Consider the following 25,280-nt stretch of genomic DNA (forward strand, 5'->3'; position numbering starts at 1 on the left):
TACAATGATTTTGAAATATCACATATTAAATATTTCAAAAAATGAGGTGGAATTATGATTTCAGTTCAGGATGTCACAAAACAGTTTTCGAATGGAAAAGGTTTGTTTCATATTACATTTGATGTAAAAGAGGGAGAAGTATTTGGTTATTTAGGACCGAATGGTGCCGGGAAATCAACGACGATTCGTAATTTAATGGGATTTATAAAACCGACAGCTGGTAAAGCGACAATTTTTGGATTAGATTGTTGGAATGAAGCAGCGAAAATTCAAAGGGAAGTTGGTTATCTACCGGGTGAAATTTCTTTTATTGAAGGAATGAACGGATTAGAGTTTTTAAAATTAATGCAAGGAATGCGTGGATTAAAGGATACGAAAAGACGAGATGAACTGATAGATCGTCTGCAATTTGATGTGAAAACACCGATTCGCAAAATGTCTAAAGGAATGAAGCAAAAAGTGAGGATAGTTGCTGCATTTATGCACGATCCAGAGGTGTTAATTTTAGATGAACCAACATCTGGACTTGATCCACTTATGCAGCAAGTATTTATAGAATTAATATTAGAGGAAAAGCAAAGAGGAAAAACAATCCTAATGTCATCACATATTTTCACTGAAATTGAGCGTACGTGTGATCGAGTAGCGATTATTAAAGATGGTCGACTCGTAACGGTTGAAAATATTCACGATTTACAAAGTGTGAGACGACAGGTAATAGATGTAACCGTATCATCGCAAGAAGAGATTGAATCTCTTACAAAGTGTAATTTGCAATTTGAAGTGGTAAAAGGTAGAGAGGCATCTATCATTGTACAAGGAAACTATCAAACTGTTTTACAAACAATTTCAAACTATAATGTAACGGCACTTCAAACGAGAGCGATGGATTTAGAACATTTATTTATGCATTATTACGATAAGAAAGAAGGGGTAACGCATGAATAAGCAATTATTTTTAGCTAGTTTGAAAGAAACACAAAAAAATATTTTGAGTTATGCGTTTGGTGCGGCTTTATATTTGTGGTTATTAATTTGGATATTCCCGTCAATGGTATCAGCGAAAGGGCTAAATGAACTAATAGCTGCCATGCCTGATAGTGTGAAAAAAATCGTTGGTATGGAAAGTCCGATTCAAAACGTAATGGATTTTTTAGCTGGTGAATACTATAGTCTATTGTTTATTATCATTTTAACAATTTTTTGTGTAACAGTTGCAACACATTTAATTGCTCGTCATGTAGATAAAGGAGCAATGGCATACTTGTTAGCAACACCTGTATCTAGAGTGGAAATTGCTATTACACAAGCTGCTGTTCTCATATTGGGACTTCTGATTATTGTATCTGTTACGTATGTAGCTGGGTTAGTAGGTGCAGAATGGTTTTTACAAGATAATAACTTAAATAAAGAATTATTTTTGAAGATAAATGTAGTCGGAGGGCTCATATTTTTAGTCGTTAGTGCGTATTCATTTTTCTTTTCTTGTATATGTAATGACGAAAGAAAGGCACTAAGTTATTCAGCGAGTTTAACTATCTTATTTTTCGTATTGGATATGGTAGGTAAATTAAGTGATAAGTTAGAGTGGATGAGAAGTCTATCATTATTCACGCTGTTTCATCCGAAAGAAATTGCTGAAGGAACGTATAATATATGGCCGGTAAGTATAGGTTTAACTGCTGGAGCACTTTGTATTTTCATAGTAGCAATTGTAGTTTTTAAGAAGAGGGATTTACCGTTGTAAAGTAGAAAGTCCACTGAGAAAGTGGGCTTTTTTTATTTGTAAATTAAATCTAGTATGTTTATTACATAACACTTATAAAGGATATTTATCTTTTTATTTACAAAAATATTCAAAAAAATGAACCTTTTCCTAGGTTCCTACGTCTAATACATGTAAAGTTAAATTTGAAGTGAGGATGAAACAGGAGGAGCAATTGTGAAAGTAATCCCTTTATATAAAATGATTATAAAAGAAGAAACCGATGTTTCTTTAGCGAAAAAAGGCGATCATGAAGCCTTTATAACGCTTATACATACAGAAAAAGTGAAGATGTATCGAATAGCAAAGGCGATGTTACGTGATGAGACAAATATAGAGGACGCGATACAGACAACAATTTTAAAAGCTTATGAAAATATAAAAAAACTAAAAAAAGAAGAGTTTTTTCAAACTTGGTTAATTCGAATTTTAATGAATGAGTGTAACAATATTATTAGAGCGTATAAAAATGTAATTGTGACAGAAGAGAATGATTACAATATGAGTGCGTGTGATCAGTATGAAGATATAGATTTGTATAATGCGATTCAATCGTTACATGAAGAATTAAGAGCTGTTACGGTGCTTTATTACTATGAAGATATGAATCAAGATAGTATTGCGAAGCTGTTAGAAATACCGAAAGGAACAGTGAAATCAAGATTATCGCGTGCGAGGGAACAACTACAAAAACGATTAAAGATGGAATAGGGGGTGTAAAGGGTGGATAGTGAAAAATTATTTGATGAGAAATTAAAAAAGAGAATAAAAAATGAAAATGTTATAGTACCTCCAGAGTTAAATGAAAAGATTAATGGTACACTACATAATCTTCAGGTAAAAAAGAAGAGTTACAAAATCCATATGATGATAATTAGTGCAGCGGTTTGTATACTTTCAGTGGTATCTATGTCTGAGTTTTCTATACAAAGTTTTGCGCAAAACGGTGGAGTATTTGAATATGTAAAGAAAAAAGCGTTTTCTGATTATGAAAATGAAGAAGAAATAAAATCAAATGTACATTATCCAGATAAAGAAAAGATTCATCAAAAGATGCTAGATTCTATTGATTATTTTAAAAATAGTTCAGGACAATTTGAGGAATATTCTAGCTCATCAAGAATTGCTACAACATATAAGTATGCAATTGATACGGAAAAACAAAGAGGTATCTCTTCGAAAGAAGATAAACTAGCGAAAAAACGAACAATTATATATAACGAGGGCAAGAAAAAAGAGTTTGATGATGAGAAGTATACCTATAAAGAGACAAAATGGAACCCGAAAGAAAGAAACAATGAATTATTAAAGTTAAATCCTACGGAAAGGTTATTGAGAAAATCAGGTGAAAAAAAGCGATATGATGATGAATATGTAGGACTAGCGAAATATAGTATTCAATCAGAATTCGCAGATTTGTTAATTCGATATAAAGATTGGAATTATAAAGAAACGAAATATCTTGGATTAGATTGTTACAAAATTGAAGGAGTCATCAATATAGAGATGCCTGTTAGCACCTCTGAAGATTTAAGAGGGAAATTCGAAATGGTTGTGGAGAAAAATACAGGGATTATGTTGAAATTTCTTAGTTTTCAAGAAGGCTTGATTCAATATTCACTTACGACAGAATGGATACAAATAGATAAGGGATTGAAAGAAAGTATGTTTCAAAAGGATAGCGCTAAATATGAAAAACATATTGGATGAATAGAAACAGGAGGAGAGTAAATGGGGAATCATTCATCTTTAAGAGAAGAGAAAAATAAGCAAAAATATAAAAAGAAAACGATAATAAGTTTACTACTAGCGGTATTGCTATTTGGTGGAATTGGCTATGGAGCCTATGTATATATGAAAACTTCTAGTCTCGTACAAAAATCTAATTTGAATTTAGCACGAGGTGAAAAATCCAATTTACGTGAGAAATCTGTAAAGCCAATTGCAAATCATGTTTCACTTTTAATTATGGGAATTGATGAAAATCAAGAACGACAAAAGGAGTATAATGGTGCATTTCATACAGATGCATTATTGTTAGCGACTTTTAATAAAGACGATAAAACAGTGAAATTAACGAGCATACCGCGTGATACATATACATACGTTCCAGTTGAAAAGAAAAAAGATAAAATAACCCATGCATATGGAAGTGGTTTCGTTAAAAATGGTAAAGATGGAGGACCGCAAGCTTCTGTGGAAGCGGTAGAAAAATTGTTACAGGTGCCCGTTGATTATTTTGTGAAATTTAATTTTGGTTCCTTTACTAAAATTGTTGATGGGTTAGATGGTATTGAAGTAGATGTCCCAGTTGAATTTACGGAGCAAAATAGTAAAGATGAACCTGATGCGATTCATTTGAAAAAAGGATTGCAAAAATTAAATGGGGAAGAAGCACTTGCACTAGCAAGAACGCGCCATATTGATAGTGATGCGATGAGAGGGCAGAGGCAACAACTTGTTATTGAATCGATTTTAAGTAAATTAAAAAGTGTAGGATCGATTACGAAGCTAGAAAAAATAGTTGAGGCAGTTGACGACGATTTTAAAACAAACTTAGTAATGGATGATATTTTATCTTTTTATAAATACGGTTTAAACGGTTCAGTTGAAAAAATACAACTAGCTGGTGATGATTTATATTTACCTAATGGTCCAAATGGGCAACGTGTATATTATTATAATCCTAATAAAAAAGATTTGCAGAGTTTGAGTAATACTCTTAGAACACATCTAGGGTTAAGTGAAAAGCAAATTGAGGAGAATTAAAGCAGACGTAATGTCTGCTTTTTATTGTGTATAATAGTATGTCATTTATTTTTAAATGTTATATGCTATTTTCAAAATTAAAGATAATAGTGTAACATAAAATTGTGGTTTAAGTTAAATAGCAAGGGGGCTATCACATAGAATAAATGTTATTGCTTAAAATAGTTTGGGAGAAATGAAAATACAGGGGAGTAGCAAAAATGAGAATTGCAAAGAATTTAACATTCCAAGTTATTGTGGCCATTATTTGTGGTATTGCAGTAGGGGCAATTTGGCCGAGTGTTGGACAACAAATGAAGCCAATTGGTGAAACATTCATCAATATGATTAAAATGGTTATTGCACCGATTATCTTTTTAACAATTGTGCTCGGTATTGCAAGTATGGGAAGTATGAAAAAGGTAGGCCGTGTTGGTGGGAAGGCACTATTATATTTTGAAATTGTTACAACAGCGGCTTTAATTATTGGTATCATCGTAGCGAATGTTGTGCGTCCCGGAGACGGATTAGATCCCTCAAAACTAAAGGGCGGAGTGTACAAAGCGGACAAGAAATGAAATGGATGGATTTCTTTTTACATATCGTGCCGTCTAACATGTTTGAAGCATTCGCCAAAGGTGATATTTTACAAGTTCTGTTCTTCTCCATTTTATTCGGCGCAGGGTTAACGATGTTAGGGAAAAATGGACAACCGGTTATTGACTTTTTTGAAAGATTATCGAAAGTATTTTTTAACATTTTATCAATTGTAATGAAATTAGCACCGGTTGGAGCATTCGGTGGGATGGCATTTACAATTGGGAAGTATGGTTTAAGCACGCTCATACCACTTGGCAAATTAATGATTTGTGTATATGCGACAATGGCATTATTTGTTTTTATTGTTTTAAATTTTATTTGTAAACTGTACAAATTTAGTTTGTGGAAATATTTAGCTCACATTAAAGAAGAATTACTCATTGTTCTCGGGACATCGTCATCAGAATCAGTACTGCCGCGAATGATGACAAAGATGGAAGACTTGGGATGTTCGAAGCCAGTAGTAGGTTTAGTCATTCCGACAGGATACTCATTTAATTTAGATGGAACGACAATTTATTTATCGATGGCTACTATATTTTTAGCTCAAGTCTTTCATGTCGATCTTTCACTAGGTCAACAATTAACTATAATAGCTATTTTATTAGTTACATCTAAAGGTGCAGCAGCAGTAACTGGTGGAGGTTTTATTGTGCTAGCATCTACTTTATCTGCAATGAATGTTATCCCATTAGAAGGTTTAGCGCTATTACTTGGTGTAGATCGTTTCATGTCAGAAGCACGTGCTATCGTTAATTTAATTGGTAACGGTATTGCAACTGTAGTTGTTGCAAAAAGTGAAAATGAATTTGATGAAGAGAAGTATACGAAAGTAATAGAGGAAATGAAAAGAGAAAAAATAGCCGGGTAAAAAGTCAGTTTTGCTGACTTTTTTTATTTTTGTAGGAAAGGAGTTTCTAAAAATATACATTATTTATTAACAAGAGCTCATAGATATTTAATGTGTAAATATGATAAATACCATTAAAGTGGTACATTTATATGAAAGAGAAATAGAATTTGAAGATCATATGGAATTTTTATGAATATTACTGTAAGAAAATAATTTTTTAAAAATTTTCAATAATAATACTTTACAAATTTTAAAAAATTAGTAGAATAAGAAGTAGTAAGAATCGTCTGATAAATATATAGAGAAAAACAGAATTATCAGAAAATTCTTGAATAGCTATCGTTTAGAATTAGGGAGGGTACAGAAAATGAAAAAGAAACAAATGAAAAAACTAACAGCAGTTGTAGCACCGGTTTTAGCAATGAGCATGGCGTTAACAGCATGTTCTACATCAGGTGGAGATAAGAAGACAAGCACAAATTCTAGCTCTGGTGGAGATAGTAAGTCAGGGGAAAAATTAGCAACGAAACAAGTGCTGAATCGAACAGTAACACAAGAAATTCCAACTATGGATTCTTCTAAATCAACTGATACAGTATCTTCACAAATGCTTGGTAATACGATGGAGGGTTTATATCGTCTTGATAAAGACAATAAGCCGATTCCAGCAGCGGCAGAATCTAGTACGAAAAGTGAAGATGGTAAAAAATATACGTTCAAACTACGTAAAGATGCAAAATGGTCAAATGGAGATCCAGTAACTGCAAAGGATTTCGTATATGCTTGGCAACGTCTGTTAGATCCAAAAACGGCTGCTGAGTATGCATTTATTGCATTCCCGATTAAAAATGCAGAAGTAGTAAATAAAGGAGAAAAACCTGTAACTGAATTAGGTGTGAAGGCGGTAGATGATCTTACACTTGAAGTTGAGTTAGAGCAAGCGGTACCGTACTTCTTAAATTTAGTAGCATTCCCATCATATTATCCATTAAACGAAAAGTTCGTTAAAGAAAAGGGCGAGAAGTTCGGTTTAGAGGCTGATACAACTGTCTATAACGGACCGTTCGTTCTTAAAGATTGGAAGCATGAACAAGGATGGCAATTAAAGAAAAATGATCAATATTGGGATAAAAAGACTGTAAAACTTGAAGAAGTTAACTTTAGTGTTGTTAAAGAGGCTGCAACTTTAGTCAATCTATATGATAGCGGTCAAGTTGACTTTGCTTTATTAAATGGAGAGTTCGTTGATAAATATAGAAGCAAGAAAGATGAATTTGGCACATATTCACAAGTGAGTACGTATTTCATTCGTATGAACCAAAAACGTGATGGACAAGACACGCCATTAAAGAGCAAAAAATTACGTGAAGCAATTGCGCTATCAATTGATAAAAAGAATTTAGCAAATGTAATTTTAAATGATGGATCAAAAGAAGCTGACTTCTTAGTACCAAAAGGATTAGCAACGGGACCAGACGGTAAAGATTTCCAAGAAACATTTAAAAACGGTTTGAAACCAAATCCTAAAAAAGCTGCTGCAGCTTGGGAAGAAGCGAAAAAAGAACTTGGAAAAGATCAAGTTACAATCGAATTCTTAAACTACGATACTGGTAATGCGAAAAAAGTTGGCGAATATATTAAAGATCAGATTGAGAAAAACTTAAAAGGTGTAACAGTTAATATTAAACTTCAACCATTTAAGCAAAAACTAAAATTAGAAACTGAACAACAATATGATATTTCGTATGGCGGATGGAATCCGGATTATGCAGATCCAATGACGTTCTTAGATATGTTTGAGACTGGACATTCACATAACCAAATGAGCTTCTCTGACCCTAAATATGACGGCATGGTGAAAAAAGCTGGGACGGAATTAATGAGTGATGCGAAAAAACGTTGGGAAGAGTTAGGAAAAGCTGAAAAAACATTACTTGAAGAAGATGTAGCGATTGTACCTTTATACCAACGTGGAGATTCTTATGTTTTACAACCAAATGTAAAAGGTGTAGTAAAACACAATATCAGTCCAGAATTCAGCTTTAAGTGGGCATATGTAACTGAAAAATAATAGAGTTGAAAAAGCATTTAAAAGTGGCTTAGCTACTTTTAAATGCTTTTTTTGTGAGCTTAAAATACTAATTTTTAGTATGGTTAAATAGAGGAGAATAAGGTGTATAGTATGTACATATAGTAGATGGGAGATAAATCCTACTAAAAAAATCAGAATATTTAAAATAAAAATATTTGCAATTAGGGAAAAAAGAGTAGAATGACATTAGTTGTAATCTTCTAAAAAAGTCTTTAGTAAGGGGTCTCTCAAGGGTTGGTAATGTACATATAATTAGGGAGGGTACAAAAATGAAGAGAAAAAAATGAAAAAGTTAACGGCAGTTGTAATACCAGTTTTAGCGATGAGTGTTGCATTGACAGCATGTTCTGGATCAGGTGGGGAAAAGAAAACGACTACTACATCAAATAGTGGGGAAGAAAAAAATCTGATATTAAATATGCAGCGAAACAAGTATTAAATCGTACGGAAAACCAAGAAATTCCGACGATGGATACTTCTAAATCTACTGATACATTAGGTGCGCAAATTTTAGGGAACACGATGGAAGGCCTATATCGCCTTGATAAAGATAATAAGCCAATTCCAGCAGCGGCAGAGTCTAGTACGAAAAGCGAGGATGGCAAAAAATATACATTTAAACTACGTAAAGATGCAAAATGGTCAAACGGTGATCCTGTATCAGCGAAAGATTTCGTATATGGATAGCAACGCTTACTTGATAAAAATACAGCGGCAGAATATGCGTTTATCGCTTTCTATATTAAAAATGCAGAAGCAATTAATAAAGGTGAAAAACCTCTAACAGATTTAGGAGCAAAAGCGGTAGATGATTATACACTAGAAGTAGAATTAGAAAAGCCAGTACCGTATTTCTTGAATTTAATGGCATTCCCATCGTACTATCCTTTAAATGAAAAGTTCGTAAAAGAAAAAGGAGATAAGTTCGGTTTAGAAGCAGATACAACGTTGTATAACGGACCGTTCGTTATGTCTTCATGGAAACATGAACAAGGTTGGCAGCTAAAGAAAAATGATAAGTACTGGGATAAAAAGACTGTGAAATTAGAAGAAATTAACTATAGTGTAGTAAAAGAGGTTGCAACGAAAGTAAACTTATATGATACAGGATCAATTGATTTTACATTACTATCAGGAGAGTTTGTAGATAAATATAAATCGAACAAAGAAGAATATGGTGAGTATGCGGAATCAAGTACATTCTTCTTACGTTTAAATCAAAAACGTAACGGAAAAGATACGCCTTTAAAGAGCAAAAAACTTCGTGAAGCAATTGCATTATCAGTTGATAAAAAAGGCTTAGCGAACGTTATTTTAAATAACGGTTCAAAAGCAACAGATCAATTAGTACCAAAAGGGCTTGCGACAGGGCCTTTTGGTGAAAATTACCAAGATGCATTTAAAAATGGTCTAAAATATGATCCGAAAAAAGGTGCAGCAGCTTGGGAAGCAGCGAAAAAAGAACTTGGAAAAGATCAAGTTACAATTGAATTGCTAAGCTATGATGATGGAACTGCGAAAAAGATTGCTGACTATGTAAAAGATCAAATTGAGAAAAATTTAAAAGGTGCAACAATTAATACGAAAATTCAGCCGTTCAAACAAAAATTAAAATTAGAAACTGCGCAAGATTATGAAATTTCTTATGCAGGTTGGAGTCCAGACTATGCGGATCCAATGACATTTATTGATATGTTTGAATCGAAGAGCCCGTACAACCAAATGAGTTATTCAAATCCAAAATACGATGAAATGGTAGGAAAAGCAGGTAATGAATTAATGAGTGATGCGAAAAAACGCTGGGAAACGTTAGGGAAAGCTGAGAAATTATTCCTTGAAGAAGATGCAGGGTTAGTTCCTTTATATCAAACAGGAAGATCGTACGTAATGAAACCGAATGTAAAAGGAATTGTGAAACATAACATCAGTTCAGAATATAGCTTTAAGTGGGCGTATGTAACTGAGGATGGCGGAAAAAATAAAGTGAAATGCTTTTTAGTATGTATAAGGGAATAAATCTCGTTAGCCTATTGAGAATCGGATAGGTAATAAAGAAGGTTCTATCCGAGGAAATTAGAGAGGTCAGTAAGTAGTAAGAAAGATGAATGATAGTAAGAGACCTCATGCTAATAAGAAAAATATAGAACGTAGTAATAGAGTGGAATAAGGGAATGGATGTTTACATATAGTAGACGGGGGATAATTCATATAGTAGTTAAAACAACAAGTTACTATCATAAAAAAATAAATTTTTAGAAAATTTACAAAAATACTTTACAAAACTAGAAAAAACAGTAGAATATTAATTAATAAGAATTTTCTGATAACGAAAGTTAGTAGGGAATCTCTAAATGTTAATAGCGTACATATAATTGGGGAGGGTACAAAAATGAAGAGAAAAAAGATGAAAAAATTAACAGCGGTAGTAGCACCAGTTCTAGTAATGAGTATGGCATTAACAGCTTGCTCTGGATCTGGGGAAAAAGATAAAGCAAGCACAACACCAAAAAGCGGTGAAAAAGAAGGCGGAAAGCTAGCGGCGAAGCAAGTGCTTAATTTAACAGAGTCTCAAGAGATTCCATCTATGGACTCTGCTAAAGCGACAGACCAAGTATCGTTTCTCGCTTTAAACAACGTAATGGAAGGTTTGTATAGACTTGATAAAGATAATAAAGCAACACCAGGGGTTGCTGAATCATATAAAAAGAGTGATGACGGTAAAAAATATACATTTACATTAAATAAAAATGCAAAATGGTCAAATGGAGAGTCTGTAACAGCAAAAGATTTCGTGTTTGCTTGGAAACGTGCGATAGATAAAAATACAGCAGCAGAATATGCATACATTATGTTTGATTTAAAAAATGCACAAGCGATTAATGAAGGAAAAGCTGAACTAGATACGTTAGGAGTAAAAGCTGTAGATGACTATACGTTAGAAGTAGAATTAGAAAATCCAGTTCCTTACTTTGTAGAATTAACTTCATTTGGAACATTTTATCCATTAAACGAGAAGTTTGTAAAAGAAAAAGGAGAAAAGTACGGTTTAGAAGCAGATACAACGTTATACAACGGACCATTTACATTAACAGACTGGAAACATGAAGAAGGTTGGAAGTTAAAGAAAAATGCACAATACTGGGATAATAAAACAGTTAAGTTGGAAGAAATTAACTTTAATGTGGTAAAAGATAGCGGTACACGTGTCAATTTATATGAAAGTGGACAAATTGATCGCTCAGGACTTACATCTGAATTTGTTGACAAATATAAATCAAGCCCCGATTTCTTTACACAAAAAACACCGTCAACGTACTTCTTACGCTTAAACCAAAAACGTGGTGGGCAAGATACAGTGCTAAAGAGCAAAGATTTACGTTTAGCGATTGCAAAAGCGTATGATAAAAAAGGCTTAACGAATGTAATTTTAAATGATGGTTCTACACCTGCAGATTACTTAGTACCAAAAGAATTTGCTAAGAGCCCAGATGGAAAAGACTTCCGTAAAGAAAATGGAGATATTTTAAAAACAGATGTGAAAAAGGCAAAAGAGCATTGGGAAAAAGCGAAAAAAGAACTTGGAAAAGATGCAATTACAGTAGAACTATTAAACTATGATGGTGATGGTGCGAAAAAAGTAGGAGAATTCTTAAAAGGAGAACTTGAGAAAAACTTACCAGGCTTAACAGTGAATTTGAAAAACCAGCCATTTAAACAAAAGTTAAAATTAGAATCAGATCTAGATTATGATTTATCTTACGCTGGTTGGGGCCCTGACTACTTAGATCCAATGACATTCATTGATATGTTCGTTACAAATGGTCCTCATAACCAAACAGGATATTCTAATCCTAAATATGATGAAATTGTGCAAAAAGGTAAAGGCGAGCTATTAACGAAAACGAAAGATCGTTGGGATAGCTTACTGAAAGCGGAGAAAATGTTACTGGAAGATGCAGCAATTGCACCATTATATCAACGTGGTGATGCTATCGTTCAAAGACCTAAAGTAAAAGGTATCGTTCATCATCCAGTTGGTGGAGACTATAGCTATAAATGGGCATATATTACAGAGGATAAGTAAGATGAGGGGCGTACAATACGCCCCTTTTTCTATGCACTTTTCTTCCGTCCTCGAATATATAAAATAAAAAAGGGAGAATCCCATGAAACGAAACACATACATCGATTTCCTAGCTTATTACGGAATAGGAAGTGCTCATCCTGGCGGGTTTACGTTAACAAAACAATTGCTAGCACAACTGCCTTTTAGACATGGATCGAATGTTCTTGAGATAGGTTGTGGAACAGGGAAAACAGCGGCGTATATGACAAGGGAACTTGGTTATAAAGTAACAACGGTTGAAAAGAATAAAATTATGATTCAAAAGGCAAAAGATAGATGGTTGTTTGAAGGATTAGATATACAATTAATTGAAGGAAATGTAGAGCAATTACCTTGTTTGAATAACTCATTTGATTTCGTACTTGGAGAATCAATCATCGCTTTTACAGAGAAAGAAAGAGCTATCTCGGAGTGTTACCGTGTATTACAGCAGGACGGTAAGCTTGTTGTTATTGAAATGATTATTGATAGGCACATTGATAAGGGTGAGGAAGAAAAAATAGCTCAATTATATGGCATGAAAGAACTATTAACTGAGAATGAATGGGTACAATTATTTCAGAAAGCAAATTTTAAAAGAATTACAATTGCTGGCGGTGGTACAATTGCAGAAACGATCTCTAGCTATGTAGAAGAGCCGGAATGGAATGTATCCTCACATATTCCAAATGAGTTATATGAGGCATGGGTACAGCATGAAAATGTACGGCTTATGTACCAACATATTTTAGGGCATCGTATTTTTATATGTGAAAAATAAAGAAAAAGAGTTGGCTAAAGGTAGTCAACTCTTTACTATGTTAAATGAAAAATAATGCAGCTAATGCAATTCCGAAGATGAAACCAAATCCGAGTTCAACACCCCAGCCACAACCGCCGCCACCCCAGCCGCCGCCACCACAACTACTACAACCACGCCCACCACAGCCGCAGCTGCTGAATCCACCACCGCCACCGCATCCAAATCCGCAACTATCACATCTGCTAAGGCCGCCGCAAAGGTCACAACCACCGTTTGCATAAGCGTCGTAGTATCCGAATCCTGAATCAAAAGATGAGCGCTGTTGCACCGGTTCGATCCATACAGAGCTTTGTGTCACATCGATTATTTTACCTAAATGTATACGGCCATCACGGTCTTCAATCCGAACAACTTTTCCGAAGTAACGTCGGCATGTATCATAACATTTTTGTCTATGCATGTTCTTTCCTCCTTCCGCATTACAGTAATACGATATGTAAGGGGGACAAGTGCGGCTTGTACGAATGCCCTATCTATTATAATTGTTATAGGAAAGGGGAAATATAAGAAGAGGATATATAAGGAGGAAAAGGCATGAAATCTACAGATCAGTTTCAGACATACGAAGTACCGTGGGAAGAATTTATTGAAGCGTTGCGAGAGGAAATGAAGAAGCAAGTAGGAGCAGATATTATTGATACAGTAGTTTGCAATTTAGAAGATGGTTTTGAAGTGTATACATATGTGCAGGGGGATTTAGATTTTGAATATAAGGAAGCGCTTGAGAGAAAATACGGAAGTGATGCGAAGACACCTAATGTGTTAACGATAATGTTACTAGCTAGTATTTATAATGCAAGTGAAGAGAATATACGCTTGCATGCGGATAATAAAGAGAATCCGATTGTTGAAGTGTATGTAAAGCAATGAAACACGCTGTGAAAGGCGTGTTTTTTATTTGTATGATAAAATGTTAGAAAATTGAGAAAGAAGGTGGAGGATTGGGAATTAAACATCTCAATTTAACAGTTACAGATGTAACAGCATCTAGAGAGTTTTTAGAGAGGTATTTTGGTTTAATTTGTAGTGGAACAAGGGGGAATGCCTTTGCAGTTATGCGTGATAATGATGGATTTATACTAACTTTAATGAAGGGAAAAGAAGTTCAGTATCCAAAAACATTTCATGTAGGATTTCCACAAGGAAGTGAAGAACATGTAGATAAGATAAATCAAAGATTGAAGAAAGATGGATTTTTGGTGGAGCCTCCTAAGCATGCCCATGCATATACATTTTACGTTGAAGCACCTGTGGATTTACAATAGAAGTGATGTGTTAAATCAAAAATCAAACTTTTTATTATGTGTTTTTAAAATAAAAAGTAGGAAAAGTCTGTTTTAAGTGTGGAGCTTAAACAGGCTTTTTTACTTATATAATTGGATAGAGAATGCTAGAAGGAATATTACCAAGTGTATGATCTGTTTACATAATAAAGTTATGGTGGGTTAGTTGTCCTAAAATACAAGTCATATATCTTGTTTCCTCTCATAAATTTAAACATAGGAATTTGTCTACAAAGGTGGCGAAGCCTCATCATGAAAATCCGAATTTGTGCCACGTTCATGTTATTTCTATTTATATGTTTACCTTTATCAGCTTTTGCAAAAGGAGAGGAGGCAAAGGAAAGGGTCGTTTCACTTGTATATGATGATTCGGGCAGCATGAGAAATAACGATCGCTGGAAATATGCCAATTATGCTTTGCAAAGTTTAGTTGCGCTATTAGATGAAAAAGATAAATTTTCTTACATTCCAATGAGTAAGCCAAATGATCCATTAAATATTTCGTTAACGAAGGATAAAAGGCAAACAGAAATTGAGGGAATTGGAGCGTGGAAAACGTATTTAAATACTCCATTTAGCGCGGTAGAAACGGCGATGCAATCTATAAAAAAGGAAGCAGATATAGATGGAAAACGTGAATTTTGGCTTATTGTATTAACTGACGGGGCATTTAATGATTTAGAGAAAGATAAGATTGGCGGAAAAGAACAAATTACACAGAAATTAGCCCAGTTTAAGAAAGAAATGGATGCAAAAAAGATATCGTTACATCCAGTCTTAATTACGATGGAAGAAGATTTAGGACAACAAGAAAAAGAACAACTAAATACGTTCAAGGAAATATGGAAGAAAGAGATAAATGGTGTTACGATGCCGTCAAGCGGAGAAGATGGCATTGTAAAAAGTGTAAATCAAGTGGCAGCATTAGTTGCAAATCGTGATCCATTCTCCTCTGTTGAATCGATTGTAAAAACGAAAGTAGTGGGGAAAAAAGTAGAGATTACAACACCGTTTCCGTTAAAGCGTATGACGCTTGTACGACAATCGCCTTCTCTGCCCGATTATCAGGTCGCACAAATTTCTAAACCATTACAATTACAATCTTCTTTTTCCATACATGCACCAGGAGAAGCAAAATTGTTCGGAAATATAGTTCATATAAGTACGGAAAATCAGGAAGTTATTAAACCAGGAACTTATACGATAGAAGTCGACCAGGACATTGAGAAAGAAGGACTACAAGTACTAGTTGAACCGGCGCTTAATTATACGGTTTCTACTTATGACAAAGATGATAGTAGTCAAAAAAATGTAGAGAAAATGTACGAAGGTGTTACTGCTGTTATTGAAGCAAAGCCTACGGAGTTGCCAGTTCAGTCTTCTTACTTTCAAGCAGAAGTAGAAATAGACGGAAAACAATATCCGATGAAGTGGGACGATAAGAGGCATGTGTTTTATTACGAAACTAAGCTTGGTAAAGGGTTAGTACGCGGGAAAGTTCATATGAATATAAAGGGGTTTTATAGACAGACGAAAGAATTTAAAATTGAAACAGCTGAGAAACCGAAATTATCACTTCAAACTGTTACAAAATATTATAAAGAAAAAGTAACAAATTTAGAGAAGAGTAAACCATTTGTTTTACAACCACAGTTAGATGGTAAGCCGATGACAGAAGAAGCTGTAAAAAAACTATTAAAATCTACTGGTGTCACATCTAAACAATCAATCAATTATGAAATAAAGCAACATGGAAATCAGATCTATGTTTATCCTCGTCCCTATTACTCCGACACATTTAATTTTACAGATACCGGCACCGTAGAAGCTACCATCGTAATGCAGGATTCAAAGTTACAAGAAGTAAAGAAAAACATAACATTCCATATTCAAGATGCTTCGTTTTATGAAAAATATGCGCTCATTTTTAAGTTTGTCATTCCTATCACTTTATTACTGCTAGTAGTAGGAATCATTGTTTTAGGATGGATTGTTCGGCCGAGATTTCACCGGAAGGCACTACTGTATTATGAATGGGATCAAGAGGTAGCGAAAGATTGGCTATATCAATCTGAACCAGAATTACTTCGAAATAAATGGTGGAACCATTATTTTGGTATCCCATTTAGAGCAGAAAGAAAAACGGTGCAATCTGTTACATTTATAGCGAAGAAAGGTTCGAAATCTGTCTTTGTAGCGAAAGAATCACAAGTAGTTGGAATGATTATTGATGGAATGTTTATAACAGAGGATGAAGTAGGAATGGAACATAAGACACTATATCCAAATGAAATTTTACTAATTGATAGAGGATATGGTAAGGAGATTTACAAATACGAATGTGAATAGTAGATAGGGAAAAGAAGGGGATGGAGTATTGATTCTCTTTCCCTTTTTTCAAACAAGCAAGAATAGGAAGGTGGTTCACATGACATTACAAGTTCCAACAATATTAATTGGTTTAGGTGGAATCGGTAGTACTGTGACGCATCAAATATATGAAAAACTGCCTGAAGAGCGCCGAAAAAAGGTAGCAATGCACGTATTTGATACAGATGTGAATACTTTGAGTAAATTTGATCATATTCGAAAGTTTAAGACACAAACAAGTTCTAGTAAAACGCCTAGGGAGTATATTGCGGGAGATCCAACGATTCCAGAGTGGTTTCCGATGGATCCGACTATACTTGATAAACCATTAACAGAAGGAGCAGGACAGTTACGTGTCATTTCACGTTTAGCGTTACGTGCTGCGATGAAAGAAGATAAATTGACCTCTTTTTGGCAAGAAATCGAGAAAATTTTTCCAGTTACAAGTGATCAAACAGAATATGGTGTGCGTGTCATTATAGTAACATCACTAGCAGGCGGAACAGGTTCGGGGATGTTTCTACAAATTGCATTATATTTACGTGAAATGCTTCGGAAAAAATTGCAGCATCATAACATTTTAATACGCGGTGCGTTTTTAATGCCTGATGTTTTAGTAAAGACGAGAACAGTTAGTGCGAAAGAGTTTGAGACGGTGCAAGCAAACGGATATGCATCGTTAAAAGAATTACATGCTATTACGCTCGGTTCTACTGGAGAATTATCAAAACGCGGCGGGGTAACAATTGAATTAGAGTATCGCCCTGATCAAGTAGATGAAGACGGAAGAACGAATCATACAATTAAACAACATCATTTACCGTACAATTATTGTTTCTTATACGACTACGAAAACCTACATGGACACCATTTGCACAATTTATCAGATTATATGGAGCAAATGGCAAATACAATTTATTTACAGTTATTTAGCCCGATGTCTACAAGTCATTTTGCACAGGAAGACAATCAAATTCAGCAATTAGCAGAATCAAGTGGAAAAGGACGATATTGCGGGGCAGGAACGGCAAAACTCATTTATCCATATGAGCATGTGTTAAAATATTGTGCTTTAAAATGGGCGGTGCAAGGTTTAGATGAATCGTGGCTGCATTTAGATCAACTGTTTCAAGAGAAGAAGCAAAGATACGACCAAGATGTAAAACGTGGGATGCAGCGTGAAAAGCCGGAGAGAGGTAAAAGTTATTTAGAGGACTTGGAGCATCTTGCTACCCGTCCAGAGCAAGCTCATATTTTCTATAGACAAATGTATAATGAAACACGTGAAGGAGCAGAAGGTGGTAAGCTCGGAGTTGCGAAATCAAAACTGTTTTTAGAAGCTGTAGAAAGTTATGTACAACGAACGGTGCAAAAAGATGAGGAATTAAATCGTCTGCAACATGAGTGTAAAATTTCAGCTGCGAAACTGAAAATGATGGAACAAATGAAAGGTGAAGTGGCAAGAGTGGATCATGCGGTTCGCTTATATGCATATGCGATTCCGAGCCGTGTACATGAACATGTAACGACACTTTTATATGACATGATTGAATCAGACCGCTTTTCACCAAGTGGTTCTGAAGGGCAGTCCTATCAATTAAATACATGGTTTTTAAAGAAAACAGATCCAGTTCACCCAGTAGCAGCACGTTTTATGTTATATGAAATTCGAAAACAGTTAGTAGAAAAAATGAATCGATTACATGAAAATAATGAACAAAAGCGTAATGTAATTCAAAACTACGATAAAAAATTTAATGTAGGTAATATCGATGGCACGGTAACGGCTGTACGCCGAGTAGAAATTGCTCAACAACAAGGCTGGTTCGGAAAAATGATTAATAATCAGCAACGTTTATTCAAAAGAGAATTTGAAGACATCGTAACGCAATATGTACACAAATTAAATGAATATCGAAAAGAAATGCTATTAGAACTTGTGTATCAATCGCTATATCAGGCAGTTAATAAAATGATTCAATATTGGGAAAGATTTTTTGATAATTTACATGAAACACGTGAAAATTTATTGTTTGAAATCCAAAAGCGCAGTAAGGAATTTGAAGGGAAAACAAACCCGACGAATGTATATGTATTAGCAGAGGAACAGCTGCAAGAAAAGATATGGCAAGATATGCAGCAACATTTAAATTTAGGTGTACTACCGAAAGATATATCAGCGGAAATTTATATGAGTTTGTATGGGGAATATTGTCGTGATGCGAAAACAGAAGAGATTCAGTCGAAAAAGGTAGAGGATTTCTATCGCGAACATATACTGAGCTATTGTTATGACGAACTGCAAGTACGCTATCGTGATAAATTAGAATTGAATATTATTGAAGCATTGCGAAAAGAAGCAGATTATAAGAAACGTGATCGCAATGAATACGTGCGTGAAAAAATTGAAGACCTGTTCCATTTAGCAAGTCCGTTCATTCCGAAAGTTGCTCATCATAGGGAATTACAATATTGGGGTATACATCCTTCTTTAAAGAAAGAGCTACAAGAGGAATTGATTCAAGAAATGTTTAAAGAAAAAGATACAGTACACGAAGCCTTTTCGCCATTTGAAGTGATCTGTTATCGAGCACATTATGGCTTATCGCTGCAAGATTTTCCTAAATTATCATCAGGACATATTTCAAACGGATTTATGAATGATAAAGGGGACTATTTCCAATCGTATTATCGCCGTGTAAACAAATTAAATAGTAAAAAATCTAGTTTAACGCCGCATTTAGATAAGTATTGGCACTTACCAGCCTTTATGCCAGATTTGAATGCGACTCAAACAAAATTAGATTATGATAAATGTAATCGTGCATTACTATACGCATATATGTATCGCTGGATTAGTTTAGTTGCTGTTGATGGACAGTTTGTGTATCAATATAACGGTGTGGGACGTAGCTTTTTAATTCAGTCGATGGGGAAAAATATTTCAAGCGAAAGTTATAAATTACACAGAGCATTGCTTCATAATCCGTTTATTTATGAAAACATCTTGTCACGATTTGAAGAAGAGCAAGAAAAGGCGATGATACAAGGTGGACATTTATATACACATCCGTTCGTATTAGGAGCCCAAGATGTAAGATGGCTTAGAAAAGAACATGTCCACAATCTTTTAGACATGATTTTAATGTATGACCGTGAAGCGAAGTATGATCCGACGTTAGAAGAAACATCAGATGAATTATTAAGACTATTCCTTGATGAAATCGAGTTGTATTTCCAGAACTATTACGGTACAGGTGCTGATATGGTTGCAAAGAAAGAGAAAGAAATGTTTATTAAACAATTGTGGGATCGCTCGCATGCGAAAGGATATGTAGATCCAAATAGCGCTCCGTATAAAAAATGGCAAAATTTATTAAGTATTCAAGATGAAGAAGAAACGCCAAAAACGAATGTATAGTGAATGAAAAGGGAATCCTTAAAAGTGGCAATACAACTTTAGAAAAGAGGGATTCTGATGCCGTTTTTAGGAAGTGTATATCAAATATTTGGGTTATATCCGGAACTTTATTATGGGATGATTTCAGCAGAGTTGCAAGAGGAAGCTCAGAAGGAGCATCTTGAAAATAGTAGTGCAGAAGCTGAAGTGGAAGAATAAAAAAAGTGCAGATGAAAATCTGCACTTTTTTGTTAGTATTAAAATGGTGAAATAACCTCAAATTAATTATTATTTTTGAATAATAATTAATTTGAGGTTATTATGATTTTCATTACATTGTATGTAATGAAGGTTGTATGAAAATCAATGTAATAAAATGAATATGAATATTAAGGTGGGAAACAACAATGTTTTTGAGAAAATGATTATGTATAAAAATAACATTTGATACATAATCAACCGATTATTTTTGAGTGATTTATTATTGACAATATAATTAATTGTATGATAAATTCAATCAGCATTCTTAATGGTTTTTTGGTATGATTAATATTTTGAAAATTCAATACGGTATAAAGAGATTGATTTTTCTGTTTTTATTGAGACGGGTTACTAAGTCTATAGGGGAAGTGAACTATGTATATTTTTATTTTTAAAATAGAACAGTAATAAAGAATGTAACAAGTAAGAGATAAACTTGAAAAAGAGGTTTCAAAGAATGAGTCTTTTCATAAAGAAAGCAATGGATGAAGAAAAGAAAAAAGTATTGAATCAAACTTTAGGAGCGATTGATTTAACTCTTTTAGGTATTGGAGCAATTATTGGTACAGGTATTTTCGTATTAACTGGTATTGTAGCAGCGAAACATGCTGGTCCGGCGATTGTATTATCTTTTGTATTAGCGGCAATTATATGTGCATGTGTAGCTTTCTGTTATGCTGAATTTGCATCTACAGTTCCAGTTTCGGGAAGTGTATATTCATATACATATATGACACTAGGTGAGATTTTTGCATTTATAGTTGGCTGGTGTGTTATGCTGGAGTATTTATTAGCGACTTCTGCGGTTGCAGCAGGCTGGTCAGCATATTTTCAGTCACTGCTACTAGGTTTTAATATTCACATTCCTACGGTTTTTGCTTCGGCACCAGGAATGGAGAAGGGTGGAATCATTGATTTACCAGCAGTTCTTATTATTTTAGTTGTTACATTTTTATTAAGCCGTGGTGCAAAAGAAAGTGCACGAATTAATAATATAATGGTTATTATTAAACTGGCTGTTATTGTAGGATTTATTGTTGTAGGGACACAATATGTAAGACCAGAGAATTGGCAACCATTTCTACCGTTTGGTTTTCACGGTGTGGTAGGGGGCGCTGCTACTGTATTTTTTGCTTTTTTAGGATTTGATGCAGTTGCAACAGCCGCAGAGGAAGTGAAGCGTCCACAACGTAACGTGCCAATTGGGCTACTTGTTTCCTTGTTCATTTGTACCGTTCTATATGTAGGTGTTTCATTCGTGCTAACTGGAATGGTTCCGTTTACGGAATTAAATGTTGCTGATCCGGTTGCATATGCGTTGCGCACTGTAGGAGAAGATAGAATTGCTGGGTTGTTATCGGTGGGAGCGATAGCAGGGCTAACAACAGTTCTGTTAGTAGCTATGTTTGCATTTGTTCGTGTATCTTATTCGATGAGTCGAGATGGACTGTTACCAAAAAGACTTTCAAGTGTCCATAAACGTTTACAAACTCCATTTTTTAATACGTGGGTTACAGGTATACTAGCAGCTTTATTAGCGGGATTAGTGGATTTGAATTTATTAGCTAATTTAGTGAATATGGGAACGATAACAGCATTTGTGTTTGTATCTATAGCTGTCATTGTATTAAGAAAGACACATCCTGATATGAAGAGGCCATTCCGTGCCCCTCTAGTACCTTTTTTACCTATTGTTTCAATAGTAAGTTGTATATATTTGGCTTTGAACCTTTCTAAGCTTACTTTAATTAGTTTTGTGGCATGGATTATAATAGGCGTTTTCATATATTTTGTATATGCTAAAAAACATAGTAATGTTAGAAATGGAAATAGAGTATAGTCCATTGAAATAATACTTGTAATGGAAATGAAAACACGCTACTTATTCATATAAGAACAAGTAGTGTGTTTTTTCTATTTAATAATCCCATTTTCTAAAATTTTAATAGTTGGTGCCACTTTCACATTAGCTTTTGAAAAGGCACTTGGCCAATCATCTTCAACTTGTTTCCATTCTTTATATTGAAACGCTCTCGCATAATCACCAAATCCGAATGGATCAAGTTGCTGTTTTTGAATTTTGTGGATTAAATCGTTTAAATCATTGTTTAGTTGTTTTGTAATAAGAGAAGTTAATTTTTTTCTATCATTTTCTATATCCATGTTGAATGTAAGTTCAGATACGGCAATTTTTAAATCCATTTTAATATTAAATTTGAAGCGGTTATCGCTATAGTCTGTACCGATATCATGATTCATACTAAGAATATTTATTGTTATAAAATCGTCGCCTTTTGTATCTTTTAGATGGCTATTACTTTCAACTAAATTAGAGGGGATTTTCATTGTAAGTGAAACGGGTATATTAGCTTTCTTTTGCACCATAAGAAGAAGGGCACTTTCGTAGCGATTTAAAGACATCTTATAAGTTCCACGAGAGGTTAATAGTGCCGAACCGGTAACAATAACATCTTTCTTCCCTTTTTTTATTTCTGAAATAGCAGGAGTTACGCCTTTATTAAAAGTTTGTCTATGAAATTCATGGAATGTCGTAAACACGGTCCGATTGTATAGTTTGTTCGTATTAATTAAATCTGTTAAATATTCAGGAAGAGCAGGCTTATCTTTGAAATTATTATATATAACAGAAGAAATGGAGCCATCTACTGCAACCATGCGCATATTCCCTGTATTTTTAGGGTCGCGATACCAAACATCCAGATAAGGCATAGCTCCTTCTTGTTTTAAAAAATTCGTGCTAAACAATATAAGCTGTAACTTTTCTGTGGACACTAAACCGCTGCTTGAACTGTTAAACGTATCTTTTGCTTCTCGGGGTGTATGTACTTTCGCTTCATGAATTTCGTACTTTTTCTCTACATCTTCATTGAAAATAGGGTTTACGTGATACACAATTAATTTTCCTTTTGCTTTTGCGTCAAAACCGTAAATTAATGAGATGGATTGTTTTTCTAAATCAAGCCGATCTTCACAACCTGCTAAAAAAATTATGAGAAAACAAAATATAATAAAATGAATAAAGCGTCTCATTTAAACTTTTCTCCTTTTCCAATGCTGATAAAGTGTCATGTATAAGAGAAATACAACTGGGAATAGAAAAACGATAAAATAACTAGCAGTTCCCCAAAATTCCCGCAACGAACTTATCTGATAAGAAGAAGGGATATAAAAGAATAAGATGAAAATACACCCGAATAATAAAAAATAAATAGGTAATGAACTGCCTTTTTTGTTAAGTAATTGATTAATACCATCTGAAGCAGTAAAAATATAAGGAATACAGGAATCAAAAATAATAAAGAGATAAAATGACAAAAAGATAATTTCAAACCGCTCAAGAAATGAGAAGTGAAACGGTGTAACAAGAGAAAGAGTTGGCCATAAAAACTTTGTTATACCATCTGGACTAAAATAAATAAAAGAAACGAACGTGATTTGAAGATAAATAAATAGCGTAATCAAATTTGCAATAACAATTCCTTTTTTTGCAGATGCTTTGTTAGTTAAATAAGGATAAAGGACAAACGCAAACTCGAATCCGAGAAACGCAATGATAGTTGATTTTACGGTGTTTATAATTGGTAGCCATCCTTCCTTGATAAGAGGAAGAAGATATATAAAATGCCCATCTTTAAGAGGAATAAATAATAATAATGGCATCCAAAGTGTAAAGATGACAGTGAAAACAGCAAAACGACTAATAATAAGTGCTCCTTTACATGCAAGCATAAGCATTGGAATAGATAGCAAAATCATAATTAAAGACATAGGAGATCTAGGTAAAATCCAAATATGAATAACGTATAAGAGGGAAAAAATTAAGGAAACAGCTGCGAGTACAGCATATAAAATCCAAAAAATCATTACTACTCTTCCTAGCCATTTTCCAAGATAGCGTATCAGCACATCAAGTAAAGTATATCCTGGATGTTTTTCCATGATTTTTACAATACATAGACTGACTAAAGTAGTAATGACACATCCGATAATAATAGACATCCAGCCATCTGTATTCGCTCCTTGTGCAACTTCACGCGGGAGTGTAAGTACGCCGAATCCGACTTGAACACCACTAATAGTTAAAATGTATTGAAATAAAGTGATTTCCCTCTTTGCACGTTTTGTCACTTATTCTCCTCCTTTTCCTCAACATCTCTTTGCCGGTTATCTTGTTTTAATTGTAGAGATAGTGGCCGTTTCTTCATAATCTTCCAGGGGAAACGTACAAGGGTATCTTTTAAATCCGAAGCATATGACGGAGAAAAAGGACTACCATATGGCACACCAAGTGATTCCATAGAAAGAATATGGATGATAATGATTGCCATTCCAACCATAATTCCAATGACGCCAAATAAAGAGGCAGCTATCATCATTGGGAATCGAAGAAGCCGAATTCCTGCTGACATTTCTAAGTTAGGAATAATGAAAGAGGCAACCGCAGTAATTGATACGACGATAACCATAACGTTACTAACAATCCCAGCTTGAACCGCAGCTTGTCCAATTACAATTCCTCCTACGACGCCGATTGTTTGTCCAACAGGCCCAGGAAGCCGAATCGCTGCTTCTCGGAGCATTTCGAGAACTAATTCCATTAATAAAGCTTCTAATATGGGGGGAAAAGGAATTTTGGCTCGAGATTCTCCAATCGTTAACAACAATTTGAGTGGAATCACTTCATAATGGAAGGAAATCATAGCAATATAAAGAGCAGGAGCAAATATTGCAATAAATAACCCAGTGAAACGAAGGAGTCGTATAAAAGATGGAATCATAGGTCTGAAGCTGTAATCATCTATCGTCTGAAAAAAGGATGAAAAGGTCATCGGTCCTATTAATACGCCTGGTGAGCGATCTACAACAACAGCGATTCGCCCATTCAAAATATGATGTGCCGTTGTGTCAGGACGTTCAGTGATAGACAATTGTGGGAAGAGAGTATAGGAATTATCTTCA

17 protein-coding genes and 3 pseudogenes are annotated in these 25,280 nt (G+C 34.4%); 16 read left to right on the forward strand and 4 right to left on the reverse strand.

Translation table 11 applies throughout. The features are described 5' to 3' along the window. The first annotated feature begins 54 nt into the window (after positions 1-54). The 10 genes and pseudogenes from MR167_RS21795 (at position 55) to MR167_RS21840 (ending at position 12,944) form a co-directional block, all read left to right on the forward strand. On the forward strand, positions 55-948 hold the full coding sequence (locus tag MR167_RS21795; protein ID WP_242315454.1) for an ABC transporter ATP-binding protein: 894 nt from the start codon (positions 55-57) through the stop codon (positions 946-948). After that, on the forward strand, positions 941-1,747 hold the full coding sequence (locus MR167_RS21800; RefSeq protein WP_001041417.1) for an ABC transporter permease subunit: 807 nt from the start codon (positions 941-943) through the stop codon (positions 1,745-1,747). Before MR167_RS21795 ends, MR167_RS21800 begins: the two co-directional genes overlap by 8 nt. A 195-nt stretch (positions 1,748-1,942) precedes the next feature. Further along, positions 1,943-2,476 (forward strand): RNA polymerase sigma factor, encoded by a 534-nt coding sequence (locus MR167_RS21805; RefSeq protein WP_000864724.1) that lies wholly within the window; start codon positions 1,943-1,945, stop codon positions 2,474-2,476. Between the two features lie 12 nt (positions 2,477-2,488). Next, on the forward strand, positions 2,489-3,475 hold the full coding sequence (locus MR167_RS21810) for a hypothetical protein (protein WP_000376636.1): 987 nt from the start codon (positions 2,489-2,491) through the stop codon (positions 3,473-3,475). Between the two features lie 21 nt (positions 3,476-3,496). Continuing rightward, complete coding sequence (locus tag MR167_RS21815) at positions 3,497-4,534, forward strand: LCP family protein (RefSeq protein WP_000526731.1); 1,038 nt, start codon at positions 3,497-3,499, stop codon at positions 4,532-4,534. 200 nt (positions 4,535-4,734) lie between these two features. Then, positions 4,735-5,984: pseudogene (locus tag MR167_RS21820) on the forward strand (dicarboxylate/amino acid:cation symporter). 349 nt (positions 5,985-6,333) lie between these two features. Then, the gene (locus MR167_RS21825) at positions 6,334-8,037 is read left to right on the forward strand and encodes a peptide ABC transporter substrate-binding protein (protein WP_016077387.1); all 1,704 of its coding nucleotides are present in this window, start codon (positions 6,334-6,336) and stop codon (positions 8,035-8,037) included. Between the two features lie 304 nt (positions 8,038-8,341). Continuing rightward, a pseudogene (locus MR167_RS21830) lies at positions 8,342-10,074 on the forward strand (peptide ABC transporter substrate-binding protein). A gap of 373 nt (positions 10,075-10,447) precedes the next feature. Next, a complete protein-coding gene (locus tag MR167_RS21835; protein ID WP_000823457.1) occupies positions 10,448-12,142 on the forward strand; it encodes a peptide ABC transporter substrate-binding protein in 1,695 nt (564 codons plus the stop codon). 82 nt (positions 12,143-12,224) lie between these two features. Then, a complete protein-coding gene (locus MR167_RS21840; RefSeq protein ID WP_000828269.1) occupies positions 12,225-12,944 on the forward strand; it encodes a class I SAM-dependent methyltransferase in 720 nt (239 codons plus the stop codon). A gap of 40 nt (positions 12,945-12,984) precedes the next feature. On the opposite strand, the gene MR167_RS21845 is transcribed toward MR167_RS21840, so the two are convergent. Then, positions 12,985-13,386, reverse strand: coding sequence for a hypothetical protein (locus tag MR167_RS21845; RefSeq protein ID WP_086397749.1), 402 nt, complete (start codon positions 13,384-13,386; stop codon positions 12,985-12,987). A gap of 134 nt (positions 13,387-13,520) precedes the next feature. Between MR167_RS21845 and MR167_RS21850 the strand changes: the two genes are divergently transcribed. The 6 genes and pseudogenes from MR167_RS21850 (at position 13,521) to MR167_RS21875 (ending at position 22,140) form a co-directional block, all read left to right on the forward strand. Then, positions 13,521-13,856, forward strand: a complete 336-nt coding sequence (locus MR167_RS21850; protein WP_000842899.1) for a hypothetical protein — start codon at positions 13,521-13,523, stop codon at positions 13,854-13,856. 71 nt (positions 13,857-13,927) lie between these two features. Beyond that, positions 13,928-14,265, forward strand: a pseudogene (locus MR167_RS21855) (VOC family protein). Positions 14,266-14,521: 256 nt separating this feature from the next. Then, complete coding sequence (locus tag MR167_RS21860; protein ID WP_242315455.1) at positions 14,522-16,618, forward strand: vWA domain-containing protein; 2,097 nt, start codon at positions 14,522-14,524, stop codon at positions 16,616-16,618. Positions 16,619-16,697: 79 nt separating this feature from the next. Then, positions 16,698-20,060: a tubulin-like doman-containing protein gene (locus MR167_RS21865; protein ID WP_016098801.1), complete on the forward strand. Its 3,363-nt coding sequence runs from the start codon at positions 16,698-16,700 to the stop codon at positions 20,058-20,060. Positions 20,061-20,117: 57 nt separating this feature from the next. Continuing rightward, positions 20,118-20,258 carry a hypothetical protein gene (locus tag MR167_RS21870; RefSeq protein ID WP_001116193.1) on the forward strand — a complete coding sequence of 47 codons (141 nt, stop codon included), beginning with the start codon at positions 20,118-20,120 and terminating at the stop codon, positions 20,256-20,258. Between the two features lie 499 nt (positions 20,259-20,757). Next, complete coding sequence (locus MR167_RS21875; RefSeq protein ID WP_000051659.1) at positions 20,758-22,140, forward strand: APC family permease; 1,383 nt, start codon at positions 20,758-20,760, stop codon at positions 22,138-22,140. A 74-nt stretch (positions 22,141-22,214) separates the two neighbouring features. On the opposite strand, the gene MR167_RS21880 is transcribed toward MR167_RS21875, so the two are convergent. The 3 genes from MR167_RS21880 to MR167_RS21890 form a co-directional block, all read right to left on the reverse strand. Further along, positions 22,215-23,351, reverse strand: coding sequence for a Ger(x)C family spore germination protein (locus MR167_RS21880; RefSeq protein ID WP_001252185.1), 1,137 nt, complete (start codon positions 23,349-23,351; stop codon positions 22,215-22,217). Beyond that, the gene (locus MR167_RS21885; protein ID WP_000166524.1) at positions 23,352-24,449 is read right to left on the reverse strand and encodes an endospore germination permease; all 1,098 of its coding nucleotides are present in this window, start codon (positions 24,447-24,449) and stop codon (positions 23,352-23,354) included. Beyond that, positions 24,446-25,280 (reverse strand): spore germination protein (locus MR167_RS21890; protein ID WP_242315456.1); only part of this gene is annotated, 835 nt, incomplete at its 5' end. The genes MR167_RS21890 and MR167_RS21885, both read right to left, overlap by 4 nt.

The sequence above is a fragment of the Bacillus cereus group sp. BfR-BA-01355 genome (genome assembly GCF_022663675.1).
Lineage (GTDB): Bacteria > Bacillota > Bacilli > Bacillales > Bacillaceae_G > Bacillus_A > Bacillus_A thuringiensis_S.